The sequence below is a fragment of the Streptomyces sp. NBC_00503 genome (assembly GCF_036346895.1).
In the GTDB taxonomy this organism is placed as follows: Bacteria; Actinomycetota; Actinomycetes; order Streptomycetales; family Streptomycetaceae; genus Streptomyces.
Map to the genome: position 1 here is coordinate 7,174,318 of NZ_CP107855.1, position 20,434 is coordinate 7,194,751.

Below are 20,434 nucleotides of genomic sequence, written 5' to 3' on the forward strand. Positions count from 1 at the left end.
CCGGGACGGGAGGCCTTGGTCCCCAAACCGGGAGCGGGGCGGGAGGCCTTGGCCCCGAAAGCGACAAAGGGGATAAATCCCTGATATTGCGCATTCAACTCAGTTTGTTTGATATGGCGTTTGAAGGTGCGTCATCGGCAAGCGAACAAGGCATAATTGGGCCCGGCCGTTTCCGATACCCCGAGGTGTTCCAGATGTCCTTGGTCAGCCGTACCCGCCTCGCGGCCCTGGTCGCCGCGGTATGCGTCGGCGCCGCCGGTGTGACGGCATGGGCCTACGACGACGGCGCGGGCGACACCGGGCGGCAGGACGGCGCAGGCCAGGAAACGGCGGACCAGGCCAGTGTGACCGAGGGCTCCACCCTCCAGATCGTCGCGCACCCCGACGACGACCTCTTCTTCATGAACCCCGACGTGAGCCGTTCCATAGCCGCCGGCATCAAGGTCACCACCGTCTACCTCACCTCCGGCGAGTCCGACGGCAGGAACGAGGCGCACGGCGGGGCACTGCAGGACCCCGTGGGGCCCGCCGACCACGCCGCCTACTCGGAGGCCCGGCAGAACGGCGTACGCGGCGCCTACGCGCAGATGGCCACCGGCGACCGGACCAGCCCCTGGGAACGCAAGTCCGTACGGACCGCCGGCGGGGGCAGTGCCGAGGTCGACGTCCTCATAGCCCGCCCCGAGGTCAACCTCGTGTGGATGGAGCTCCGCGAGGCCCGCAGCATCTCGGGGGACAACCCGCAGAGCCTGCGCGGACTGTGGGACGGCAAGATAACCGCCCTCGAGGCCCAGCTGTCCTCCGGTTCGCCGGTCAAGCAGACGTTCTCGTACACCAAGGACCAGGCGATAGCCGCGATCGCGGGCGTGCTGTCGACGTACAAGCCGACCACGATACGGACGCAGGACCCGACCCCGGGCAGGATCGAGGCCACGGGGGTCTTCCTCGACCACCAGGACCACATGTACGGCGCCCGCTTCGTCCAGGCCGCCAGCGAACGCTACGCGCAGTCCGCGGACCGGCCGCACTTCTCCATCCAGAACTACATCAGCTACCCCAACACCGGCCTGCCCCCGACGCTCGACGCGCGCGCGGCCGAGGAGAAGCTCGGCTACCTCAAGACCTACGCCTGGACGGACCGCGAGGACTGGTGCCGCAGCCCCGCCGGCTGCGGAGACCGCAAGACCGCGACCCGGCCCACCGGCGCCGGCTGGAACCAGACCATCCGCTACAGCCGGGGCGACGCCGCCTCCTGGATGGCCGAGGGCGCCCCCGGACGGGTGTGGGCCTTCGCCGTACTGGACGGTCGCATGGCGTACTGGACGCGCGGCGGAGAGAAGGCTCCCTGGCAGGGGCCCCAGTTCATCCCCGGCCCCGGCACCGGCCCCGGCACCGCGCTCGACACCGGGGCGACCGCGGTCCGGCTCCCCGGCGGCAGGCTCGCGGTGTTCGCCACCCGCACCACCCTGGGCGCGAAGCACCAGGACTACAGCCGCGACCTCGTGTACGCCGTCCAGTCCGAGGCCAACGGCGCATTCGGCCCGTGGAGGTCACTGGGCTCCCCGGACACCGTCGACCGGTCCGGCACCTCGGCGATCAGCGGGCCGGCCGTGGCCGTGGATCAGTCGGGCCGCATGACGGCGTACGTACGCGACTCCCGGCGCACCCTGCGGGCCGCGGCGCAGTCGGCTCCGGACGGGGCGTTCGGCGAATGGAAGGCCCTGGGCGGCGCCGGTCTTCAGGGCGATCCGGTCGCCGAGACCGACAGGTCCGGGCGGCGCCACGTGTACGCGGCTACGCACGGCTCCGTACTCGCCTGGGTCCAGCCGACGCCGGGCGCCCCGCTCGGCGGCCCCTTCCCGACCTATCTGCCCCCGACGACGGGCGTGCTCTCGGCGGTGCCGGAGGGCGACGGCGTCCGCCTGTTCTTCCGCAGGCCCGGCAAGGGCACCGTCGCCACGACCCTGGCCACCGCGGGCGGGCAGCCCGCACCCCGGTTCTCCCCGGTGACCGAGACCGGCGGTCCGGGCGGCTACGGCGCCGTGGGCGTCGTGGGCGACATGCTGGTGGGCCGCGCGAGCACGGGCGCGGTCGGCCTGGTGGGCATGGCGGGCACGGGCGGCCCGCAGGACTGGCAGGAATCCCGGATGCTGTTCACGGGCGCCCCGGCGGGCGTGGCCGACGGACCCCGCACGGACGTCGCGGCGGCCCTCGGCCTGGACGCCGATCTGCACGTCATCACCCCGACCCCGCCGCCCGGATCCAAGCCGCCGGCCGGCCCGCCGGCCCCGTGGCACCGGGCGGTCAAGCCGTAGGTCGCCCCTTTCGGATCCTGCCGGGTCCGCTGGAGACGGTCTAGGGGCGCAGAGGTGGCGTCGGGAGCGCCTCGCCGTCCAGCGCCAGCAGGGAGAGGACGGTGATCGAGCCCGTCCAGGCCAGCGGCGCGACCGAAGAGGGCCGGCCGGCGCCGTCGACCTTCTCGGGCAGCTCCCCGAGCGGGTTCCGCTTGGACAGGACCCAGTCCAGGACCTGCCCGGCCTTCTCCGTCCTCCCCGTGCCGGCCCAGGCGAGGGCGAAGAGCGAGGTGCTCGGAGTCCAGGCGTTCCCGCCCCAGGGTGCCTTCGGATCGTTCCCCGGGGTGATGCCGCCGTTGGGCAGGAGCAGGGCCTCGTACGTGGTGTCGAGCGCTCGGGGGAGACCGGCCGGGGCCGCGTTGAAGGGGGGTGCCATGAAGGTCACCGCGCTGTCGTGGCCGTGCCGTCCGTCGGCCGTGCGCCGGTATCCCAGGGGGGCGAAGCTCTTGGCCAGCGCGGAGGAGAGCCGCCCGGCGGCGGCGCGCCAACGGGCCGCGTCCTGCGGCTTGTTCAGCTCCGCGGCGAGGTCCGCGGAGGCGTTGAGCCCGGCGAGCAGAGGGGCGGCCGTGCCGATGTTCGGGGTGGCCGTCATCAGCTCCCAGTAGTCCGGGGAGGCCGGGGGCAGCCCGTCCTTCCCCAGCGAGGCCGCCGCATGGTCGGCCGCCTTGCGGATCATCGGGTACAGGACGGCCAGCCGGGCCTGCCGGGTCGCGCCGGGCGCCGTCCGGTACCACTGCCAAGTGGACCAGGGAACCCAGCCGTTGGCGTCGAGCTGCCACCGCCTGCCGTCCGGCGGTCCGGAACCGTCGAGCCTGGTCCGCGCCTCCCAGGTGCCGTCCGCGCGCTGGGTCCGCGCGCTGTAGCGCAGGATCCGATAGGCCTCGGCCTCGTGCCCGGTGTGTGCGAACGCGGCGGCGGCGAAGCTGGAGTCGCGCGGCCAGGAGTACATCCAGCCGGGGGTCCACCCCGCCGCCATGGCCCCGTCCGGCCGGAGCAGGGCGCGCATCCCCAGCAGGGCCCGCCCGGCCGCCGCGCGCTGCGCCGCAGACCTGCCCGGGACCCGTCCGGCGGCCAGCCAGGCACGGCTCCGCTCGATCTGCCGCCGGGCCGCCGGATCCTCGGGGGCCACCACCACCGAAGCCGTCCGGCCGTCGGGGAGGTACTTCCACCGGCCGGACGCCAGCCGCAGTACGTTGCTCCGCTCGATGTACCGCGCGCCCGCGGCCACGGACGGGGTGATGCCCTCGGTGGCGGTCGTGTTGGACAGGACCCCGACGGCGGGGGTGAGGGCGGCGGGCATCGGCAGGAACGCGTAGCTGCCGTACAGGGCGGCGCCGTGACCCTGGTGTCCCGTGGGTCTGACGAGGAACGGCGAGCGTGCTCCCTCGGCGGGCCGGCCGGCCGGCCCCGTGGAGATGCACACGGGAAGGGCGACGCTCACGAGGGACGCCGCCACGACCGCCCAGCGGACGAGCGGGGCAGCGGGCATCGCCGTTCCTTCCGTAGGAGGTGCGTGTGCGGGTCGCCCCGGACTTTCCATCGTGGACGCGACGGGCCGAGCCCACCACGACAGGGCCGCCGCCCGGGTGACCTGGGCCGTCTCTTTCGGATCTTGTCGGGTCCGCGCCGCCCGGCACCGCACCTCGGCGCACTGCCGGGGCACCCGAGTACGTCCAGTACGCGGCAGCCCCGGCAGCGCGCCGAGGCACGGCACCGGACGACGCGGACCTGACCGACAAGATCCGAAAGAGACGACCCAGGCCCCTCGCGAACTCGCCCACCCGCGTGGCCTCCGGATGCCGGTGGGCGCGGCGCCGTGCACATTGTTGTGACCGGACCCGCCCTGCGCCGACGTTAAGGACTGGTGAATGAGCACTGATGTGACCGGCGCGGACAAGCGCGGGTTCGAGGGGGAGGGAGATCCCCTGACGGATTCCCCCGCAGCGGTCCGGGGCAGTGACCGGCGGGCGTTCGGCCGCGGGTTCATGCTCGGCACTGCCGGGATCCTCGTGACCGTGTCCGGGGCGCTGGTCGCCGTCGGATGCTTCCTCGGGCTCTACGTGCGACCGACCTCGGACGACTGGTGCGCCGCCTGGAAATCCCGTGACATGGGCGTCTTCGGCATCACCTCCGACTTCTACATGACCCAGAACGGCCGCGTCGCCAACGCCTTCCTGAGCGGTGTCATCTACGGCGACGGACTCATCGGCACCAAGATCCTGCCGACCGTCATCGCCGTCACCTTCACCCTCGGCCTGGTCCTCCTCGGCGCCCAGTTCATGCGGTTCCTCGGAGCCAGGCCCCGCCTGCTCCTCCTCACCGCCACCGCCCTGGTCCTCCAGGCCCTGATCTACTTCGCCGGAACCCGCAACTATCAAGTACTGCTGTGGGCACCGGCCACCATTTCGCACACCGTTCCCAGCGCCATCGGAGTGTGGGCACTGCTGCTGGGAATCTGGACCGTCCGCCGGCCCAACGGCAGAGCCCGGACCTTCGGGTTCGTGGCGACGTTCCTCATCGCTGCCGCGCTCGGCACCCTGAGCGAGCCGTTCACGCTGGTCACCGGACTCCTCGGCGCAGGCGCCGGACTCCTGGCCATCCCCCGGTTCCGGCTCGCGACCACCTGGCGCCCCTTCACCTGGTGCCTGACCTGGTGCCTGGGACTCCTCAGCGGCCTGCTCCTCCTCTACACCTCCCCCGGAGCCCGCTGGCGCCGCGCCCAGAACCCCTCCAAGGAATCCCTCCTCACCCGCAAGGGCCTGCGCGCCACCACCCACGACTGGCTCCTCATGTGGGACTCCGTCACCGGCCAGTGGGCCTACCTCGGAGCCGCCGCCGCAGGCATCCTCATCGGCCTCGCCATCGGCCTGCGCACCACCACCGGCCGGCGAGCACTGGACCACACCGTCCCGCGACTGACCCGCATCGCCCTGTGGCTCCTCCCCGCACTCGTCGTCGTCCTCGGCTCCTTCGCCGTCGCCGCAGGCCTGCGCAGCGGCTACGGCCCCACCGGCTGGACCTACGCCCGAACCTGGACCAACTACCTCGTCCCCATGGTGCTGGCCCTCTGCGCCTACGGAGCCCTGCTCGGCCAGTGGGCCGGCCGCCACCTCGCGAGCCGGGCGACCACCACCAGGTACGCACCCCTCGCCGTCATCGCCACAGGCGCCTTCGCGCTGGCCTCGATGGCCACGCTCGTCCCCGCCGTCCAGACCCTCACCACCACCACCGTCACCCGATCGGTGGCCTGGGACGCCCAGAACGCCCGGATCGAGAAGGAAGCCCGGCAGGGCACCACCGACGTCGGCTACAAGCCCCTCTACATCGGAAACCTCGCCGAGCCCTTCTACACCAAGAACTACCAGCGCGACTGGGTCTCCGCCTGCGTCTCGAAGTGGTACGACATCGACCGGATCCACCGCCGCTGAGCGTCGGCTGCCTCGTAGGGGCCGGGTCCTGGAGGGCTCCGGCGCCGTACCGGTGGCATCCGATTCCGCAGGGCGCCACCCAGCTGCCTCCCCGACGCCATCGGGATCGGCCGCTGGTCCGTGGGGTGGATCATGGCCGTCCTGACGGCGACCGGCATCACCGGGCGTCCCCAGATGCAACGGGACGAATCAGGCGCCGCCTTGCGCTGACTGGGCGCAGGCGGGGCACAGTCCGCGGTACGTGACCTCGGCCCCGGTCACCGTGAAGCCGAACCGCTCCTCGTCCGGAAGCCCGGCCAGCGGGCTGCTCCGCGGGTGGACGTCGCGGATCAGGCCGCAGCCGGAGCAGACCAGGTGCTGGTGAGGCTGGTGCGCGTTGGGGTCGTAGCGCTTGGCCCGGCCGTCGGTGGTGATCTCGACGACCTCGCCCAGGGAGACGAGCTCGCCCAGGGCGTTGTAGACGGTGGCCCGGGAGATCTCGGGCAGCAGCCGCACCGCGCGGGCGTGCACCTCGTCGGCCGTGAGGTGCGTGTGGTCGCCGTCGAGGACCTCCGCGACCACGCGCCGCTGGGAGGTCATCCGCCAGGCGCGCCCTCGTAGCCGTTCCAGCAGGTCACTCATATCGGCTCACCTTTTCAGGTTCGACGGGTACCCCGAAACTTACCGGCCGACGTCCGGAAACCGACGGGATATGGGCTTGGTGTCTTTCTTGACTTGGATTCCGTCGATCGTAGGATCGGTTCCGTCGATAGCCAAGGGACAGACAGACTCCAAAGCAGCGGGAGACTGGACGTGAGCGACAACCTCGGCGTCAGGACGATCCACGGAGCCGGGCCCGTTGCCGGGGTCCTGAGCCACCAATGTTCCACCGCATGCAGTTCCTGATCACCGTGACCGCCTGGTCCGGTCCGGAAGGATTCCCATGTCTGAGAACCATGATGCAATCGTCACCGACGCGAAGGCGGAGGGCGCGACGGGCTGTCCGGTCGCGCACGAACGCGCCGCGCACCCGACCCAGGGCGGCGGAAACCGCCAGTGGTGGCCGGATCGCCTCAATCTGAAGATCCTCGCCAAGAACCCCGCCGTGGCCAACCCGCTGGGCGAGGAGTTCGACTACGCGGCGGCCTTCAACACCCTCGACCTCCCGGCGGTGAAGCGGGACATCGCCGAGGTCCTGACCAGCTCGCAGGACTGGTGGCCCGCCGACTTCGGCCACTACGGCCCGTTCATGATCAGAATGGCCTGGCACAGTGCCGGCACCTACCGCATCAGCGACGGCCGCGGCGGCGCCGGGGCCGGCCAGCAGCGCTTCGCGCCCCTCAACAGCTGGCCGGACAACGGCAACCTGGACAAGGCCCGCCGCCTCCTGTGGCCGGTCAAGAAGAAGTACGGCCAGAGCCTCTCGTGGGCCGACCTCATGATCCTCACCGGCAACGTGGCCCTGGAGTCCATGGGCTTCGACACCTTCGGTTTCGGCGGCGGCCGGGCCGACGTCTGGGAGCCCGACGAGGACGTCTACTGGGGTCCCGAGACCACCTGGCTCGACGACGAGCGCTACACCGGGGACCGGGAGCTCGAAAACCCCCTCGGCGCCGTCCAGATGGGCCTCATCTACGTCAACCCCGAAGGCCCCAACGGCACTCCGGACCCGCTCGCCGCGGCGCGCGACATCCGCGAGACGTTCCTGCGGATGGCGATGAACGACGAGGAGACGGTCGCCCTGATCGCGGGCGGCCACACCTTCGGCAAGACCCACGGCGCGGGCCCGGCGGAGAGCGTGGGCGCCGACCCCGAGGCCGCCCCGATCGAGGCGCAGGGCCTGGGCTGGGCCAACTCCTTCGGCACCGGCAAGGGCGGCGACGCCATCACCAGCGGTCTCGAGGGGATCTGGACCAACACCCCGATCACCTGGGACAACACCTTCTTCGACATCCTCTTCGGCTACGAGTGGGAGCTCTTCAAGAGCCCGGCCGGCGCCCACCAGTGGCGGCCGAAGGCGGGCGCCGGAGCCGGCACCGTGCCCGACGCCCACGACCCGTCCAAGAGCCACGCGCCGACGATGCTCACGACCGACCTGTCGCTGCGGATCGACCCGGCCTACGAGCAGATCTCGCGCCGCTTCCACGAGAACCCGGCCGAGTTCGCGGACGCCTTCGCCCGCGCCTGGTTCAAGCTGACCCACCGCGACATGGGCCCGGTCGTCCGCTACCTCGGCCCCGAGGTCCCCTCCGAGACGCTGTTGTGGCAGGACCCGCTCCCCGCGGTGACGCACCCGCTCGTCGACGCCGCGGACATCGCCGCGCTCAAGAGCCGGGTGCTCGCCTCGGACCTGTCGGTGTCCCAGCTCGTCTCCACCGCCTGGGCCTCCGCCTCCTCCTTCCGCGGCAGCGACAAGCGCGGCGGCGCCAACGGCGCGCGCATCCGCCTCCAGCCCCAGAGCGGCTGGGAGGTCAACAACCCCGACGAGCTGGCCACGGTGCTGCGCACGCTGGAGGGCATCCGGGAGTCCTTCAACTCGGCGCAGAGCGGCGGCAAGCAGATCTCGCTGGCCGACCTGATCGTCCTGGCCGGCGGCGCGGCCGTCGAGCAGGCCGCCAAGGACGCCGGTGTCCAGGTCGAGGTCCCCTTCGCCCCGGGCCGCGCGGACGCCTCGCAGGAGCAGACGGACGTGGAGTCCTTCGCGGCGCTCGAACCGGCCGCCGACGGGTTCCGCAACTACCTCGGCAAGGGCAACCGCCTGTCGGCCGAGTACCTGCTGCTCGACAAGGCGAACCTGCTGAACCTGAGCGCCCCCGAGATGACGGTCCTCGTCGGCGGTCTGCGCGTCCTCGGCGCGAACCACCAGCAGTCGAAGCTCGGCGTCCTCACCACGGCCCCCGGGACGCTGACCAACGACTTCTTCGTCAACCTGCTCGACCTGGGCACGACGTGGAAGACGACGGCCGGGGACGAGGACACCTTCGAGGGCCGGGACGCCGCGGGGGCGGTCAAGTGGACCGGTACCCGCGTCGACCTCGTCTTCGGCTCGAACTCCGAGCTGCGCGCGCTCGCCGAGGTCTACGCGAGCGACGACGCGAAGGGGAAGTTCGTCAAGGACTTCGTCGCGGCCTGGGACAAGGTCATGAGGCTGGACCGGTTCGACCTGGTCTGAGCCCGATTCCGGGCCCGAGGCTGAGCCCGAGTCCGGGCCCGCGGCCGGCCGTCATCCACCGATGGCGGCCGGCCGCCTCGCCGACCGGGCCACGAGGAAGAGGAACAGCCCGCAGGCGGTGACCAGGATCCAGCCCGGCCGCGAGGCCCGCGCCAGAGCGGCCGGGTCCGCACCGGCGACCAGCCCGCCGGCGACGGCGATACCGATCGCGGCGCCGAACTGCCGTGCCGTGGACGTGATCGCTCCGGCCACCGCGGCCCTGGCCGGCGGCAGTCCGCTCACCGCCGTATTGGTGATCGGAGCGTTGGCGAACCCGAACCCGGTGCCGATGAGCAGGTAGGCGAGCAGCAGCAGCGGCACGCCGGTGTCCGCATCGAGCCGGACCAGGCAGAGCCCGCCCGCCGTCATGAACCCGCCGGCCAGCAGCAGCGGCAGCCGGGGCCCGCCGCGGCCGGTCATCCGGCCGGACAGCGGAGCGCAGAACACCGCTCCGACCGCCATCGGCAAGGTGGCCGTACCCGCGGCCAGCGGGGTCCATCCCCGGGTGTGCTGCAGGTAGAGGGTGTTGAGCAGCAGGGTCAGGTTCAGGGCGACGAAGACCGCGACGGCGCCCAGGAATGCACTGCGGAAGGCCGGGGTGCGGAAGAGCCGCGGATCCATCAGCGGCTCGCTCCGGCGGGACTCGACCCGTACGAACGCGGCCGCCGCCGCGGCGGTGAACACGTACGCGCACAGCGCCCGGGGCGAGGTCCAGCCGATGTGCGGACCCTCGATGAGGACGGCGACCGAGCTCCCGATGACCGCCGTCAGCAGGAGCTGGCCCGGCAGGTCGAGGCGCTGCGGCCGCTGCGCCCGGGATTCCGGGACGAACACGGAGCTGAGCACCAGGGCGATCACGATGACCGGCGCGTTGATCCAGAACAGCGACCGCCAGCCGAAGGAGGCGACGAGGGCGCCGCCCGTGACCGGGCCGACGGCCATGCTGAGCCCGAAGACCGCCGCCCAGACCCCGATGGCCTGAGCCCGCTCCTTCGGGTCGGGCATCGCGTTCACCACGATCGCCAGTGCCACGGGGCTGAGCATCGAGGCGCCGATTCCCTGGACCGCCCGGGCCGCGACGAGCATCTCCACCGAGGGGGCGATCGCGCAGAGCAGCGAGGCGAGGGCGAACACGCTCAGCCCGAGCCGGAACACCCTGCGGCGCCCGAAGCGGTCCGCCATCGCGCCGGAGGTGATCAGGAGGCTGGCCAGGACCAGGGTGTAGGCGTCCACGGTCCATTCGAGCGACCGGGTCCCGGCGTGGAGTCCGCGCCCGATGGCGGGCAGGCCCACGTTGACGATGGTGGTGTCCAGGCCCACCAGGAACATGCTCAGACAGCAGACGGCCAGCACCGTCCAGCGTCTGCGTGCGCTCAGCGCGGGCGTGGGGGGAACTGCGTGAATCGTGGCGGTCACGGCCTACCTCACAGGGTCGGAATCTGTGCGGCCATGCTCCGGCCGGACGCCCTCGAGGACCCAGAAGATTTGCGAAGACTGCAAAATGGAGCCATGGACAACGACAACGGCACGGGCGGGGAGGTCGAGCGGATCCTCGACGCCATCGGGCCCCGGCTGCGCGCGCTGCGCCGGGACCGCGGACTCACGCTGGAGGCGCTGGCCGCCACGACCGGTTTCTCGGTGAGCACGCTGTGCCGCCTCGAATCGGGTAAGCGGCGCCCGACCCTGGAGCTGCTGATCCCGCTCGCCCGTGCGCACCGCATCGCCCTCGACCAGCTGGTGGCCGCGCCCGCCAGCGGCGACCCCCGGGTGCACCTCGCGCCCCTGCACAAGGGGCACGGCAGCACCCTCGTACCCCTGACGCAGTATCCGGGCCGGGTGCAGGTGTTCAAGCAGGTACTGGCTCCGCGCGAGCCGAAGCTGGTCACCCACGAGGGCTACGAGTGGCTGTACGTCCTCGCGGGCGAGCTCCGCCTGGTCATCGGGGAGCACGAATCCACCCTCGGCCCCGGCGAGGTGGCCGAGTTCGACACCAGGGAACCGCACTGGTTCGGTCCGGCGGGCACGACCGCCGTGGAGATCCTGCACCTGTTCGGGCCGCGGGGCGACCGGGCGGTCGTGCACCCGAGACCGGCGGCCGGCTGAGGGCCGGGTGGGTCCGCCCGGGCAACCGGGCGGCCGAGTGGTCGGGTGGTCGGACGGCCGGGCGGATCAGCGGCGCGGGCCCCCGCCCGGCGTATCGGCGCGGCTCACCGCCAGGTAGCCCACGAGGGCGACGATCGGGACCAGCAGCGCGAGGCTGACCGGGCCGGTTCCCCAGCCCAGGCCGTCGCGGGCGGTGGGAACGCCCATCCAGTCCGCGAACGAGGCGCCGAGCGGCCGGGTCAGGACGTACGCGGCCCAGAAGGCGGCCACGGCGTTCAGCCCCAGGAAGCGGCGGCCCAGCACCGGCAGCACGATGAGGGCGGCGAAGAGGAATCCGGACGGCAGGTAGCCCAGGTGCAGGGTCCCGGCGGTCAGGTCGCCCACCGCGGTGCCCAGGGCGAAGGTGGTGAGCACCGTCGCCCAGTAGAAGGCCTCGCGGCGGGTGGTGTGGATGCTGTGGATGGACAGGGTCCGCTCCGAGGCGTACCAGAGGGCCAGGACCGCGGCCAGGGCGAGGGCGAAGCCCACGGCCGACACCGAGTAGGGGATGCCGGCGATGACGTGCACGACGTCCGCGGCCATCGTCCCGAACACGCTGACCATGACGATCGCCGACCAGTAGGTCCAGGGTCGGTAGCGCGCGGGCCCGGAACTGCAGGACCAGCAGGGCCGTGAGGCCCGCGAGCCCGAGGCAGCCGGCCGGCACCGGGCCCAGGGTCCTCGCCAGGAAGTCGGAGGCCGTTTCCCCCATGCCGGTGGTGAGGACCTTGACCGTCCAGAACCAGGCGGTGACCTCGGGCACCTTGGAGAGGCCGGCCGCGGTCCGGTCCGGGCGGGGAGCCCCGCCGTCCGCCGCGGACGGTATCCGCGTCCGTCGCTCCGTCTTCGGCCGGCCGTCCGTCTCCGACATCTCCGCCCCACCCCTTCCGGCGCGGCCCGCGCCGCACAGCCGATGCCGGCCGGGCAGCCGTCGGCCCCCGAACCATTGTCTACAGGAGTGTAGACGAACCTCGGGCGTCCGCTCGCGGCGGTCTGTTGCGAGAGTGCTGCAGGGGCATGAACATGCTGTGCGGTGTGGACCGGAGCCGGCCGGTGGTCGCGATCACCGGCTAGCGTCTCCGTCAGGGCCGTGCCGGTGCGCCACCGCGATCGGAGCGCGGCCCGGGCCACCACAACCGGCCCTCGCCGTACGCCGATCGACCGTGCGGCCCCCATGTCGTCTCCTTGCCGCCCCTTCCTGTCCGAGGACACCCCCATGCCGTTTTCCCTGCCCGCGGGCGGGCGCTTCGCCGCGCTCTCCCTCGCCCTGGTCGTTGCCCTGGGCACCTTCGGCGCCACCGCCGGCGACGCCTCCGCCGACACCACGGCCTACGGTCCGCTGCCGCCCCGGAACCCGGCCGGCGCACCCAACGGCACCGCCGGAATGCACGGCGACAGCGCCTCCAGCGACACCACGCCCTACCCGGGCCCCGGAACCGGGAAGATCGCGTACTCCCGTACCGCGCTGGCCTCGGCCTGCCCGACCGTGGTCATCGGATCGGACGGCTACGTCGTCACCCTGTGCACCACGATCTTCGGACAGACCCCGACCGTGCACCTGCTCGATCCCGCCACCGGAACCGACCTCGCCTCCCTCGCCCTGCCCAAGGGCAGCCTGTTCGGGGGCGTTTACTCCTACCTCGACAACGACGACCGGCTCGTCGCCGTGGACGGCGACAACAACCTCGTCCGCATCGGCCACCACCGCAGCGGCTCCGGCTGGACCCTGACGGTCGATCAGTCCACCCCGCTCACGGCGGCCGTCCCCGCAGGCGACAACATCGTCGGCCTGGCCCCCGCGTGGAACGGCAAGGTCTGGTTCGCCACCACCGGCGGTGTGATCGGCACCGCGGACACCGGTACCGGAGCGGTACGCGCCATCGGCACCGGCGAAGGCGTGCAGAACAGCATCTCCACCGTGCCCGGTCACACGGCGGTCGCCACCGACCACGCCCTCTACCTGCTGTCCGAATCGCCGGACGGCACCCCCGTCATCGACTGGCGGGCCCCGTACGACCGGGGTCCCGGCCGCAAGCCCGGCCAGCTCAGCTGGGGCACCGGGGCCACCCCGAGCTTCTTCGGACCGGGCGACGGCACGGAGTACGTCACCATCACCGACAACGCCGCCGGGCACGAGAACCTGCTCGTCTACCGGGTGGACGGGGGACCCGCGCCGATCTGCTCCACCCCGGTGCTCACCCAGTACGCCAACAGCGGGACCGAGGACGCCGTCATCGCCTCCGGCCGCAGCGTCTTCGTCACCAACACCTACGGATACCCCTACCCGGCCCTGCCCGCGGGGGCACCGGAGAGCAAGCCGTCCTCCGCGAACTTCGACGGAGGCCTCAGCCGGGTCGACGTCAACGCCGAGGGGACGGGCTGCAGCCTGGTGTGGAACAGCTCCGTGAAGTCGGCCGCCCTGCCCCGGCTCTCCGTGGCCGACGGCAAGATCTACACCGTCTCCGTCACCGGGCCGACGGGCAGCGCGGGCGTCCAGACCTTCGCCTCGTACCGCCACTCCGTGCTCGACCCGGCCACCGGGGCGCAGCTCACCAGCTCCTTCCTGGGCATCGGCCTGGTGTACAACCCGCTCCAGATGACCGGAACCACCGGCCCCGACGGCACCCTCTACCAGGGCACGGAAACCGGGGTGGTCAGGATCACCAAGGGCTGAGCGGGCGGGGGCTGAGCGGGCCGGGGCGGGCCGGGGCGGGGCGGCCGGGAGTCCGCGGCGGCCCGTTGTCCAGTGCTGTGACCGGAAAGGTTTGCCGGGTCGAGGCGCCCGGCACGGCACCTCGCCACGTTGTCGGACCGCGGCGGTACGTCCAGTACGAGCCGCAGTCCTCCGCCTTGCGATGCACCGCACCGGACGCCGCGACCCGGCAAACCTTTCCGGCCACAGCACTAGGGTCGGGCCATGACGAGGACCACCCCGCCGCGCCCGCTCGACGTCGAGGCGCTCTTCCCCGAGCTCGCCGCCCACAGAGCCACGACCACCCGGCTGCACCCGCGGCCGGGCAGTCCGGACGCGTCCGTCAGCTCCGTGGGCGGGCCGCTGCTGTGGCCGGCGGACGAGCCGTGGCCGGTGTGCACCGAGCCGCACCGCCACCGCAGCGGCCGCCGTCCCGAGGACATCCACCGGGAGCGGCGGGTCCTGGCCACCGCGTGGGCCCGGGACCCGGACTCCGGGCCCACCGACGAGGAACGCTCGCTCCTGGCCGAACTGCGGCGCAGGCACCGGGTGACGGGGGCCGAGGAGACCGATCCGCTCCCGCTGATCGGCCTGGCCCAGCTGTACCGCAAGGACGTCCCCGACCTGCTCGCGGGACCGGACGGCTGCGATCTGCTCCAGGTGTTCTGGTGCCCCTTCGACGCCCACGGCGAGAACCGCACCGGCATGCTCACGGACCTGCGCTGGCGCCGCTCGTGGGAGGTCGCCGAGGTGCTGGCCGAGCCTGCGCGCCCGCAGGTCGTCGGCTACGAGGGCTACGTGCCGGAGCCGTGCGTGCTCCATCCCGAGCAGGTGGTCACGTACCCCTTCGCCGGTCTGCTGCCCGAAGAGCTGAGCGCCCGGATCGAGGCCCGGGAAGAGGCCCTGGAGGAGGCGGCGGAGCAAGCGGACCTGGAGGAAGAGGAATGGGACTGGCCCACCTACCAGTTCGACCTCTCCATCCCGCCCGGCTGGCGCGCCGGCGGCCACGCGTCCTGGAACCTCACCGACGCCTCCGCCATGGACTGCCCGACCTGCGCGACCCCCATGCGACTGCTGCTGACGATCGACAGCTCCGAGTGGGGCGGCGGACACCACAGCTGGCAACCGCGGGAGGACCGGGCCCCGGCCGCCGCGGACGCCGGTGAGCCCACCCGAACCACCGTGGGCCGTTGGGGCAAACTCAACGTCTTCGCCTGCCCCGCCGACCCCGGACACCCGCACCGCAGGAGCATCCAGTGACCGCCGTGACGATCACCGCACGAGGACTCAACCGTTCCACTCTTGCCCGGCAGTTGCTGCTGGAGCGGGCGCCGCTCGGCGTCGAGGACGGGATCCGGCGCGTGGTCGCCCTGCAGGCGCAGCAGCCGGCTTCCCCCTATCTCGCGCTGTGGAACCGGCTCAGCGGCTTCGACCCGGCCGGTCTCGACGCCGCCTTCGCCCGCCACACCGTCGTCAAGGCGACCCTGATGCGGATCACCCTGCACGCCGTCCACCACGAGGACTTCACCGCCTTCCGCGAGGCCGTGCAGCCGGGGGTACGGGCATCCCGGCTGGGGGACCGTTTCACGGCGTCCGGGCTGACCGCCGAGGACGCCGACGCGCTGGTTCCGGAGCTGCTCGCCTTCGCCGACCGGCCCCGGACGAACGCCGAGTGCGAGGCCTGGCTGGGCGAGCGGCTCGGTGCGCCCGCCCAGCCGGGCGCCTGGTGGGGGCTGCGGCAGTACGCACCGCTGCTGCACGCACCGACCGCCCGGCCGTGGTCCTTCGGTGAGCGCCCGTCCTACATCGCGCCCCCGACCGTCCCGAGGGCGGTGCCGGCGGACCCGGAGGCCTCCGAGGAGTCCCTGCGGAAGCTGGTGCTGCGCTACCTCGAGGGGTTCGGACCGGCTTCGGTGGCGGACGTGGCCCAGTTCGCGATGGTCCAGCGTGCCAGGGTCAGGAAGGCACTCCAGGAACTGCGGGCGCCGACGGAGCCCGAAGGCCACGGGCCGCGCGTGGAACGCCTCGAAGGGCCGAAGGGCGAAGAACTCTTCGACGTCCCGGGCGCACCCCGACCGGACGAGGACACACCGGCACCGCCCCGGCTGATGGCCATGTGGGACAGCACCCTGCTGGCCTACTCCGACCGCGACCGCGTCGTCCCGCCGCAGTACCGCAAGCTCGTCACCCGCGTGAACGGCGACACCCTGGCGACCCTGCTGGTCGACGGGTACGTCGCCGGAGTGTGGCGCCCCACCGCGGGCGGGATCGAGGCGACCGCCTTCCACCCGCTGCCGGACGGGACCTGGGAGGCACTGGCCGACGAGGCCCGGTCGCTGACGGCCTTCCTCGCGGACCGGGACCCGGCGGTCTACAGCCGGTACGGCCACTGGTGGAACAAGCTGCCGACCGCGGAGACCCGGCTGCTCCCGGGGAGCTGAGGGGAGGAAGACAGGCGGGGGAGGTCAGTCCGGGAGGAGCAGGTGGGTGCCGCGGCCGGCCGCGTCGACGTGGACGACGTGGCTGCCCACCCGGACCGTCTGCGCGCCCCCGCTGGTCCAGGAACCCTCGGGGCCCTCGACGTGGGGCAGCGGTGTCCAGACCTCCATGAACGTGCTGCCGTCGAGGTTGGTGCCGGTTTCGATCATGAGGGTGCCCTCGGAGCGCAGGGTCCCGACGTCGTGGCCCGGGGTGCCGGCGTCGTGGTGGAAGGTGACCCGGCCGCCCTCGTAGGAGGTGGTTCCGGCGAAACCGCGGCTGTCCGCGTAGAAGCCGCCGGTCTGGAGCCACACGACGTGCCCGGTTTCCCGCAGCGGGCCGTCGTCACGGCTGATTCCGGCGCGCAGCCATGCGCCGCGCAGAGGTGCGTCCATGGCTCCAGAGTGGCAGAGCCGCCCCGGTCCGCGAGACGGCCGGGCGGCTGGCGTAGCATCGCGGCCATGCAGATCATCCGGGCCCCACGACGCACGGCGGCCGTCGTCGCAGGCGTCGTGGCGGTGGTGCTGCTCGTCTGCGGAGGTCTGTTCACGCATCCCGTGCATCCCATGGCTGAGATGGCGGGCATGCCTGCCATGACTGCCGTGCCCGCGATGGACTCGGCCGTTTCGGCGGCCATGGACCCGGCCATGGACCCGGCCATGGACATGGGAACGGGCCCCACCGCGGACAAGGGTGCCGACGGCGGCTGCTCGGTCTCCGGGGAGGACTGCCCACTGGCCTCGGCGTGGACCCCGGCCGACACGGCCGTGCCGGCCGGAAACCTCGCCGGCTCCGCCGCCTGGGACCCGCCTCCCGTGGCCGCGGGCCCCGCCGGGCCCGTACCGCACCGGGTGTGCGCGCAGCCGCGCGCGCCCGATCTCGACTCCCTCTGCGTCAGCCGGACCTGACCGGCCCCGCACCCGTACCCGCCCGCATGCCGGGCGGCCGGGGTGCTGCGCCGTGTCCTGATCCGCTGTGACGCACAGAGAGTCCGTCCCTTCATGGCTTCCACCACCGCGTTGTTCGTCACCGGTGTCTCCACCGGTCTGTTCGCCGGCGGCGCGTCCTGCGCCGCCGTCCAGGGAGGTCTGCTCGCCGGAGCCGTCGGCCGCCGCTCCGCCGAGTGGTCGAAGGAGAGGTGGGAGCGCAGCGGCCTGTTCGCTCCCGTCGGCGCCTTCCTCGGCGCCAAGCTCGTCTCCCACACCCTGCTCGGCGCCGCCCTCGGTCTGCTCGGCGCCGCGATCCAGCCCGGCCCGCGCACCCAGGCCGCGCTGATGCTGCTCGCCGGCGTGCTGATGCTGCTCTTCGCGCTGGACATGTTCGGGGTGCCGGCCGTACGCCGCTTCGTGCCCCGGCCGCCCGCCTCCTGGGGCAGGAGGGTCCGCCGGTCCGCGAAGTCCACCGCCGTCACCACTCCGGCCGTACTCGGCTTCCTGACCGTGCTCATCCCGTGCGGGGTCACGCTGAGCGTGGAACTCGTCGCCGTCACCTCCGGCGCCCCGCTGGCCGGAGCGGCGGTGATGGCCGGCTTCGTCCTCGGGACCGGACCGCTCTTCGCCGTCCTCGGCTTCTTCCTGCGCTCCGCCGCCCGCCTGTGGCAGGGGCGGCTGACCCTGGTGACCGCCGTCGTGGTGCTGCTGGTCGCGGTGTGGACGCTCGGGTCCGGGCTGCGCCTCGGCGGCTGGTGGCCGGTCGCCGGGCCCTCGGCGGCCGCGGCCGCGTCGGTGGGCGAGGGCGCGCCGGAGGGCGGGGCGGCCAAGGACGTCGTGGTCGACGCGGACGGCAGCCAGACCGTCACCATCCAGGCCCGTACGACCTCGTACAGCCCGGCCGCCGTCACGGTGAAGGCCGGGGTTCCCACCACGCTGGTGGTCGCCACGCAGGGGACGGGCGGCTGCGTCCGCTCCTTCGTCGTCCCCGACCTGGGCGTCCAGAAGATCCTCCCCACGACCGGGAAGACCGCCATCGACCTGGGTACCCGCAAGCCCGGCACCCTGTCGTACAGCTGCGGCATGGGCATGTACGGCGGCCGGATCACCTTCGAGACGCCGGGAGGCACCCAGTGAGGACGCGGGGGACGGGGAACACGCGGATGGAATTCACCGTGACCGGCATGCACTGCGCGAGCTGCGGCCTGCTGATCGACGACGAGGTGGAGGAGCTGGCGGGGGTGGTCGCCAGCGCGACCAGCATCCGCACGGGCCGCACCGTCGTCGACACCGACGGGTCCGTGGATCCGGCCGCCGTCGTCGCGGCGATCGCCTCGGCGGGATACGGAGCCGAGCGGTCGGGTTAGCAGGCGCCGGGAACTCCGAGCGCGTCGAGCAGCTCGCGCTCGCGGCGGGGGGCGAGGCCGGCCCGGCGGTCCCGGGTCAGGCCCTGCTCGCGTTCCCAGCGCAGGGTGTCTGCCAGCAGCTCCGCCCGCGGGCGGTGTCGCAGGCCGGCGGAGGCTGCCGCGGAGCCGTTGCGGGCGGACCATCCCTCCCAGCCCGGCTCGACCACCCACATCGGGAGCGAGTCGGGCCCCATGTACTCGGCCACGCCGCGGTCGAGCAGCCATGCCGAATCGGCGGTGACCACCGGACCCGTGTGGCCGGCGACGCCGCGGGACAGCTCGATCCACTCGGAGAACGGGACGGCCGGGCCGACGGCGTTGAACGTACCGGTGGTGCCCTTCTCCGCGGAGTCGAGGATCCAGGCGGCGAGGTCCCGCGCATCGACCGCCTGGGTGGGCATGTCCGGTTCGTCGGGGACCAGCATCGGGCCGCGCGGATCGAGTGCGGCGCGGGCGGCCCAGTAGCCGGAGCGGCCGCTGTGATCGCCGGGGCCGCCGATCAGCCCGGCGCGGGCGATGAGGAGGCGCTCGCCCACGGCGGCCGTGGACGCGTGCTCGCAGGCGGCCTTCGCCTCGCCGTAGGCCTCGCGCCCGACCTCGTCCAGCTCGGTCGGGGCCAGGAGCGGCGCGGATTCGTCGGCGTCCGCAGTGCCGTGGGAGGCGTAGGCGCTGACCGAGGAGACGTAGGTCCAGTGGCGGGCCCGGTCGCCCAGCGCGTCGAGCGCCGCGCGGACGAAGCCCGGCTGCCACGAGACCTCTACGACCGCGTCCCAGGTGCGGCCGCGAAGGGCTTCGTACGCCGAAGGGCCGCGCCGGTCGGCGGCCACCAGCGTCGCCCCGTCGGCGACCGCTCCGCTTTCGCCGCGCGCCAGGCACGTCACCCGGTGACCGCGTTCGATCGCCTGCCGGGACACTTCCCGGCCCAGCCATGCCGTTCCACCCAGAACCAAGATCTCCATCTCGGCAGCCAATCACGCGAAGCCCGCCGCCGTGGGGCGGGTTCGCGGACAGCAGACCCCGGGGCATCGTCGAAGTGCAGGCAGGTACGGGCAGATGCGAGCAGATACAAGGAGGTACGAGGGGCGGCGGGCCCGGGTCGCGCGCGCACCCGTAAGGTCGGGGCCGGACCGCGGAACCAGCTGCGACCAGCACTTTCACAGTACGGAGGCCGACCGGCATGGACGACGCATTCAAGGATGTTCCCCCCACCACCCTCGCCGACCTGCTGGGCCGCGAGCAGGTCATGGACATCGGCATCCGCCCGCTGTGGGACTCGCCGCGCATCGCGGGACCCGCGTACACCGTGCGGTGCGAGCCCGGCGACAACCTGATGCTGCACGCGGCCATCTACCGCGCGGAGCCGGGCTCCGTCGTCGTCGTGGAGTCGGGCGACGTGGAGTACGCGCTGGCCGGCGGCAACGTGTGCGCCGTCGCGCAGCGGCGGGGCATCGCCGCCTTCGTGCTCGACGGGGTCATCCGCGACCTCGGCGAGGTGCGCGAAGCCGGGTTCCCCGTCTTCTCCCGCGGGGTCGTCCCGATCCCCGGCGCCAAGGAGAAGATCGGGGAGCTCGGCGTACCGGCCCGGGTCGGCGGGGTCCTCGTGCACCCCGGGGACATCGTGGTCGCCGACGAGGAGGGCGTCGTGGTCACCCCGGCCGCCCGCCAGGACGAGGTCCTGCGGGCCGCGCTGGCGAAGCTGGCCAAGGAGGCCGGGGAGTCCCTCGACGCCTGGGAGGAGCAGCACCGCTCGCGGATCGAGCAGGCGCTGCGCGAGCGGGGTTTCACCGGCTGAACCGTTCAGGTGCGGGCCGAGTA

General features: G+C 72.9%; 16 protein-coding genes and 1 pseudogene. 11 read left to right on the plus strand and 6 right to left on the minus strand.

From position 1 onward, the window contains the following. Window positions 1–194 precede the first annotated feature (194 nt). The gene (locus OG490_RS32690; RefSeq protein ID WP_330299874.1) at window positions 195–2,315 is read left to right on the plus strand and encodes a PIG-L family deacetylase; all 2,121 of its coding nucleotides are present in this window, start codon (window positions 195–197) and stop codon (window positions 2,313–2,315) included. A gap of 40 nt (window positions 2,316–2,355) precedes the next feature. Here the strand turns inward: OG490_RS32690 and OG490_RS32695 are convergent, their stop codons facing one another. Then, complete coding sequence (locus OG490_RS32695) at window positions 2,356–3,843, minus strand: hypothetical protein (RefSeq protein WP_330299875.1); 1,488 nt, start codon at window positions 3,841–3,843, stop codon at window positions 2,356–2,358. A 379-nt stretch (window positions 3,844–4,222) separates the two neighbouring features. On the opposite strand from OG490_RS32695, the gene OG490_RS32700 reads away from it, so the two are divergent. Beyond that, on the plus strand, window positions 4,223–5,782 hold the full coding sequence (locus OG490_RS32700) for a DUF6056 family protein (protein WP_330299876.1): 1,560 nt from the start codon (window positions 4,223–4,225) through the stop codon (window positions 5,780–5,782). 189 nt (window positions 5,783–5,971) lie between these two features. Here OG490_RS32700 and OG490_RS32705 read toward each other — a convergent pair whose 3' ends face one another. After that, a complete protein-coding gene (locus OG490_RS32705; RefSeq protein ID WP_330299877.1) occupies window positions 5,972–6,403 on the minus strand; it encodes a Fur family transcriptional regulator in 432 nt (143 codons plus the stop codon). A 301-nt stretch (window positions 6,404–6,704) separates the two neighbouring features. Between OG490_RS32705 and katG the strand changes: the two genes are divergently transcribed. After that, window positions 6,705–8,933, plus strand: a complete 2,229-nt coding sequence (gene katG / locus OG490_RS32710) for a catalase/peroxidase HPI (RefSeq protein ID WP_330299878.1) — start codon at window positions 6,705–6,707, stop codon at window positions 8,931–8,933. 51 nt (window positions 8,934–8,984) lie between these two features. On the opposite strand, the gene OG490_RS32715 is transcribed toward katG, so the two are convergent. Next, window positions 8,985–10,388, minus strand: a complete 1,404-nt coding sequence (locus tag OG490_RS32715; RefSeq protein WP_330299879.1) for an MFS transporter — start codon at window positions 10,386–10,388, stop codon at window positions 8,985–8,987. A 93-nt stretch (window positions 10,389–10,481) separates the two neighbouring features. Here OG490_RS32715 and OG490_RS32720 point away from each other — a divergent pair, with 93 nt between their 5' ends. Beyond that, window positions 10,482–11,075 (plus strand): XRE family transcriptional regulator, encoded by a 594-nt coding sequence (locus tag OG490_RS32720; RefSeq protein ID WP_330299880.1) that lies wholly within the window; start codon window positions 10,482–10,484, stop codon window positions 11,073–11,075. Window positions 11,076–11,141: 66 nt separating this feature from the next. Here the strand turns inward: OG490_RS32720 and OG490_RS32725 are convergent. After that, window positions 11,142–11,985 (minus strand): annotated as a pseudogene (locus OG490_RS32725) (COG4705 family protein). Window positions 11,986–12,330: 345 nt separating this feature from the next. Here OG490_RS32725 and OG490_RS32730 point away from each other — a divergent pair. The 3 genes from OG490_RS32730 to OG490_RS32740 all read left to right on the plus strand — a co-directional run bounded on the left by OG490_RS32730 (window position 12,331) and on the right by OG490_RS32740 (window position 16,247). Continuing rightward, window positions 12,331–13,788, plus strand: coding sequence for a hypothetical protein (locus OG490_RS32730; RefSeq protein ID WP_330299881.1), 1,458 nt, complete (start codon window positions 12,331–12,333; stop codon window positions 13,786–13,788). Between the two features lie 243 nt (window positions 13,789–14,031). Next, the gene (locus tag OG490_RS32735) at window positions 14,032–15,066 is read left to right on the plus strand and encodes a hypothetical protein (RefSeq protein WP_330299882.1); all 1,035 of its coding nucleotides are present in this window, start codon (window positions 14,032–14,034) and stop codon (window positions 15,064–15,066) included. 5 nt (window positions 15,067–15,071) lie between these two features. After that, window positions 15,072–16,247, plus strand: a complete 1,176-nt coding sequence (locus OG490_RS32740; RefSeq protein WP_330301155.1) for a winged helix DNA-binding domain-containing protein — start codon at window positions 15,072–15,074, stop codon at window positions 16,245–16,247. A gap of 24 nt (window positions 16,248–16,271) precedes the next feature. On the opposite strand, the gene OG490_RS32745 is transcribed toward OG490_RS32740, so the two are convergent. Further along, window positions 16,272–16,679 (minus strand): hypothetical protein, encoded by a 408-nt coding sequence (locus OG490_RS32745; protein WP_330299883.1) that lies wholly within the window; start codon window positions 16,677–16,679, stop codon window positions 16,272–16,274. 66 nt (window positions 16,680–16,745) lie between these two features. Here OG490_RS32745 and OG490_RS32750 point away from each other — a divergent pair, with 66 nt between their 5' ends. The 3 genes from OG490_RS32750 to OG490_RS32760 all read left to right on the plus strand — a co-directional run bounded on the left by OG490_RS32750 (window position 16,746) and on the right by OG490_RS32760 (window position 18,580). Then, a complete protein-coding gene (locus OG490_RS32750; protein WP_330299884.1) occupies window positions 16,746–17,192 on the plus strand; it encodes a hypothetical protein in 447 nt (148 codons plus the stop codon). Between the two features lie 93 nt (window positions 17,193–17,285). Further along, window positions 17,286–18,350, plus strand: coding sequence for an urease accessory protein UreH domain-containing protein (locus OG490_RS32755; RefSeq protein ID WP_330299885.1), 1,065 nt, complete (start codon window positions 17,286–17,288; stop codon window positions 18,348–18,350). A 26-nt stretch (window positions 18,351–18,376) separates the two neighbouring features. Further along, window positions 18,377–18,580: a heavy metal-associated domain-containing protein gene (locus OG490_RS32760; protein ID WP_330299886.1), complete on the plus strand. Its 204-nt coding sequence runs from the start codon at window positions 18,377–18,379 to the stop codon at window positions 18,578–18,580. Here the strand turns inward: OG490_RS32760 and OG490_RS32765 are convergent. Then, entirely contained in the window at window positions 18,577–19,578 is a 1,002-nt protein-coding gene (locus OG490_RS32765; protein WP_330299887.1) for an NAD-dependent epimerase/dehydratase family protein, read from the minus strand. The two genes, OG490_RS32760 and OG490_RS32765, sit on opposite strands and share 4 nt — an antisense overlap. A 218-nt stretch (window positions 19,579–19,796) precedes the next feature. Here OG490_RS32765 and OG490_RS32770 point away from each other — a divergent pair, with 218 nt between their 5' ends. Continuing rightward, complete coding sequence (locus OG490_RS32770; RefSeq protein WP_330299888.1) at window positions 19,797–20,411, plus strand: RraA family protein; 615 nt, start codon at window positions 19,797–19,799, stop codon at window positions 20,409–20,411. Window positions 20,412–20,434 lie beyond the last annotated feature (23 nt).

Bases quoted from the DNA above. Each gene is read 5' to 3' on its own strand.
- OG490_RS32690 (WP_330299874.1), top strand. From the start codon at position 195: ATGTCCTTGGTCAGCCGTACCCGCCTCGCGGCCCTGGTCGCCGCGGTA.
- OG490_RS32695 (WP_330299875.1), bottom strand. From the start codon at position 3,843: ATGCCCGCTGCCCCGCTCGTCCGCTGGGCGGTCGTGGCGGCGTCCCTC.
- OG490_RS32700 (WP_330299876.1), top strand. From the start codon at position 4,223: ATGAGCACTGATGTGACCGGCGCGGACAAGCGCGGGTTCGAGGGGGAG.
- OG490_RS32705 (WP_330299877.1), bottom strand. From the start codon at position 6,403: ATGAGTGACCTGCTGGAACGGCTACGAGGGCGCGCCTGGCGGATGACC.
- katG (WP_330299878.1), top strand. From the start codon at position 6,705: ATGTCTGAGAACCATGATGCAATCGTCACCGACGCGAAGGCGGAGGGC.
- OG490_RS32720 (WP_330299880.1), top strand. From the start codon at position 10,482: ATGGACAACGACAACGGCACGGGCGGGGAGGTCGAGCGGATCCTCGAC.
- OG490_RS32730 (WP_330299881.1), top strand. From the start codon at position 12,331: ATGCCGTTTTCCCTGCCCGCGGGCGGGCGCTTCGCCGCGCTCTCCCTC.
- OG490_RS32735 (WP_330299882.1), top strand. From the start codon at position 14,032: ATGACGAGGACCACCCCGCCGCGCCCGCTCGACGTCGAGGCGCTCTTC.
- OG490_RS32745 (WP_330299883.1), bottom strand. From the start codon at position 16,679: ATGGACGCACCTCTGCGCGGCGCATGGCTGCGCGCCGGAATCAGCCGT.
- OG490_RS32750 (WP_330299884.1), top strand. From the start codon at position 16,746: ATGCAGATCATCCGGGCCCCACGACGCACGGCGGCCGTCGTCGCAGGC.
- OG490_RS32755 (WP_330299885.1), top strand. From the start codon at position 17,286: ATGGCTTCCACCACCGCGTTGTTCGTCACCGGTGTCTCCACCGGTCTG.
- OG490_RS32760 (WP_330299886.1), top strand. From the start codon at position 18,377: ATGGAATTCACCGTGACCGGCATGCACTGCGCGAGCTGCGGCCTGCTG.
- OG490_RS32765 (WP_330299887.1), bottom strand. From the start codon at position 19,578: ATGGAGATCTTGGTTCTGGGTGGAACGGCATGGCTGGGCCGGGAAGTG.
- OG490_RS32770 (WP_330299888.1), top strand. From the start codon at position 19,797: ATGGACGACGCATTCAAGGATGTTCCCCCCACCACCCTCGCCGACCTG.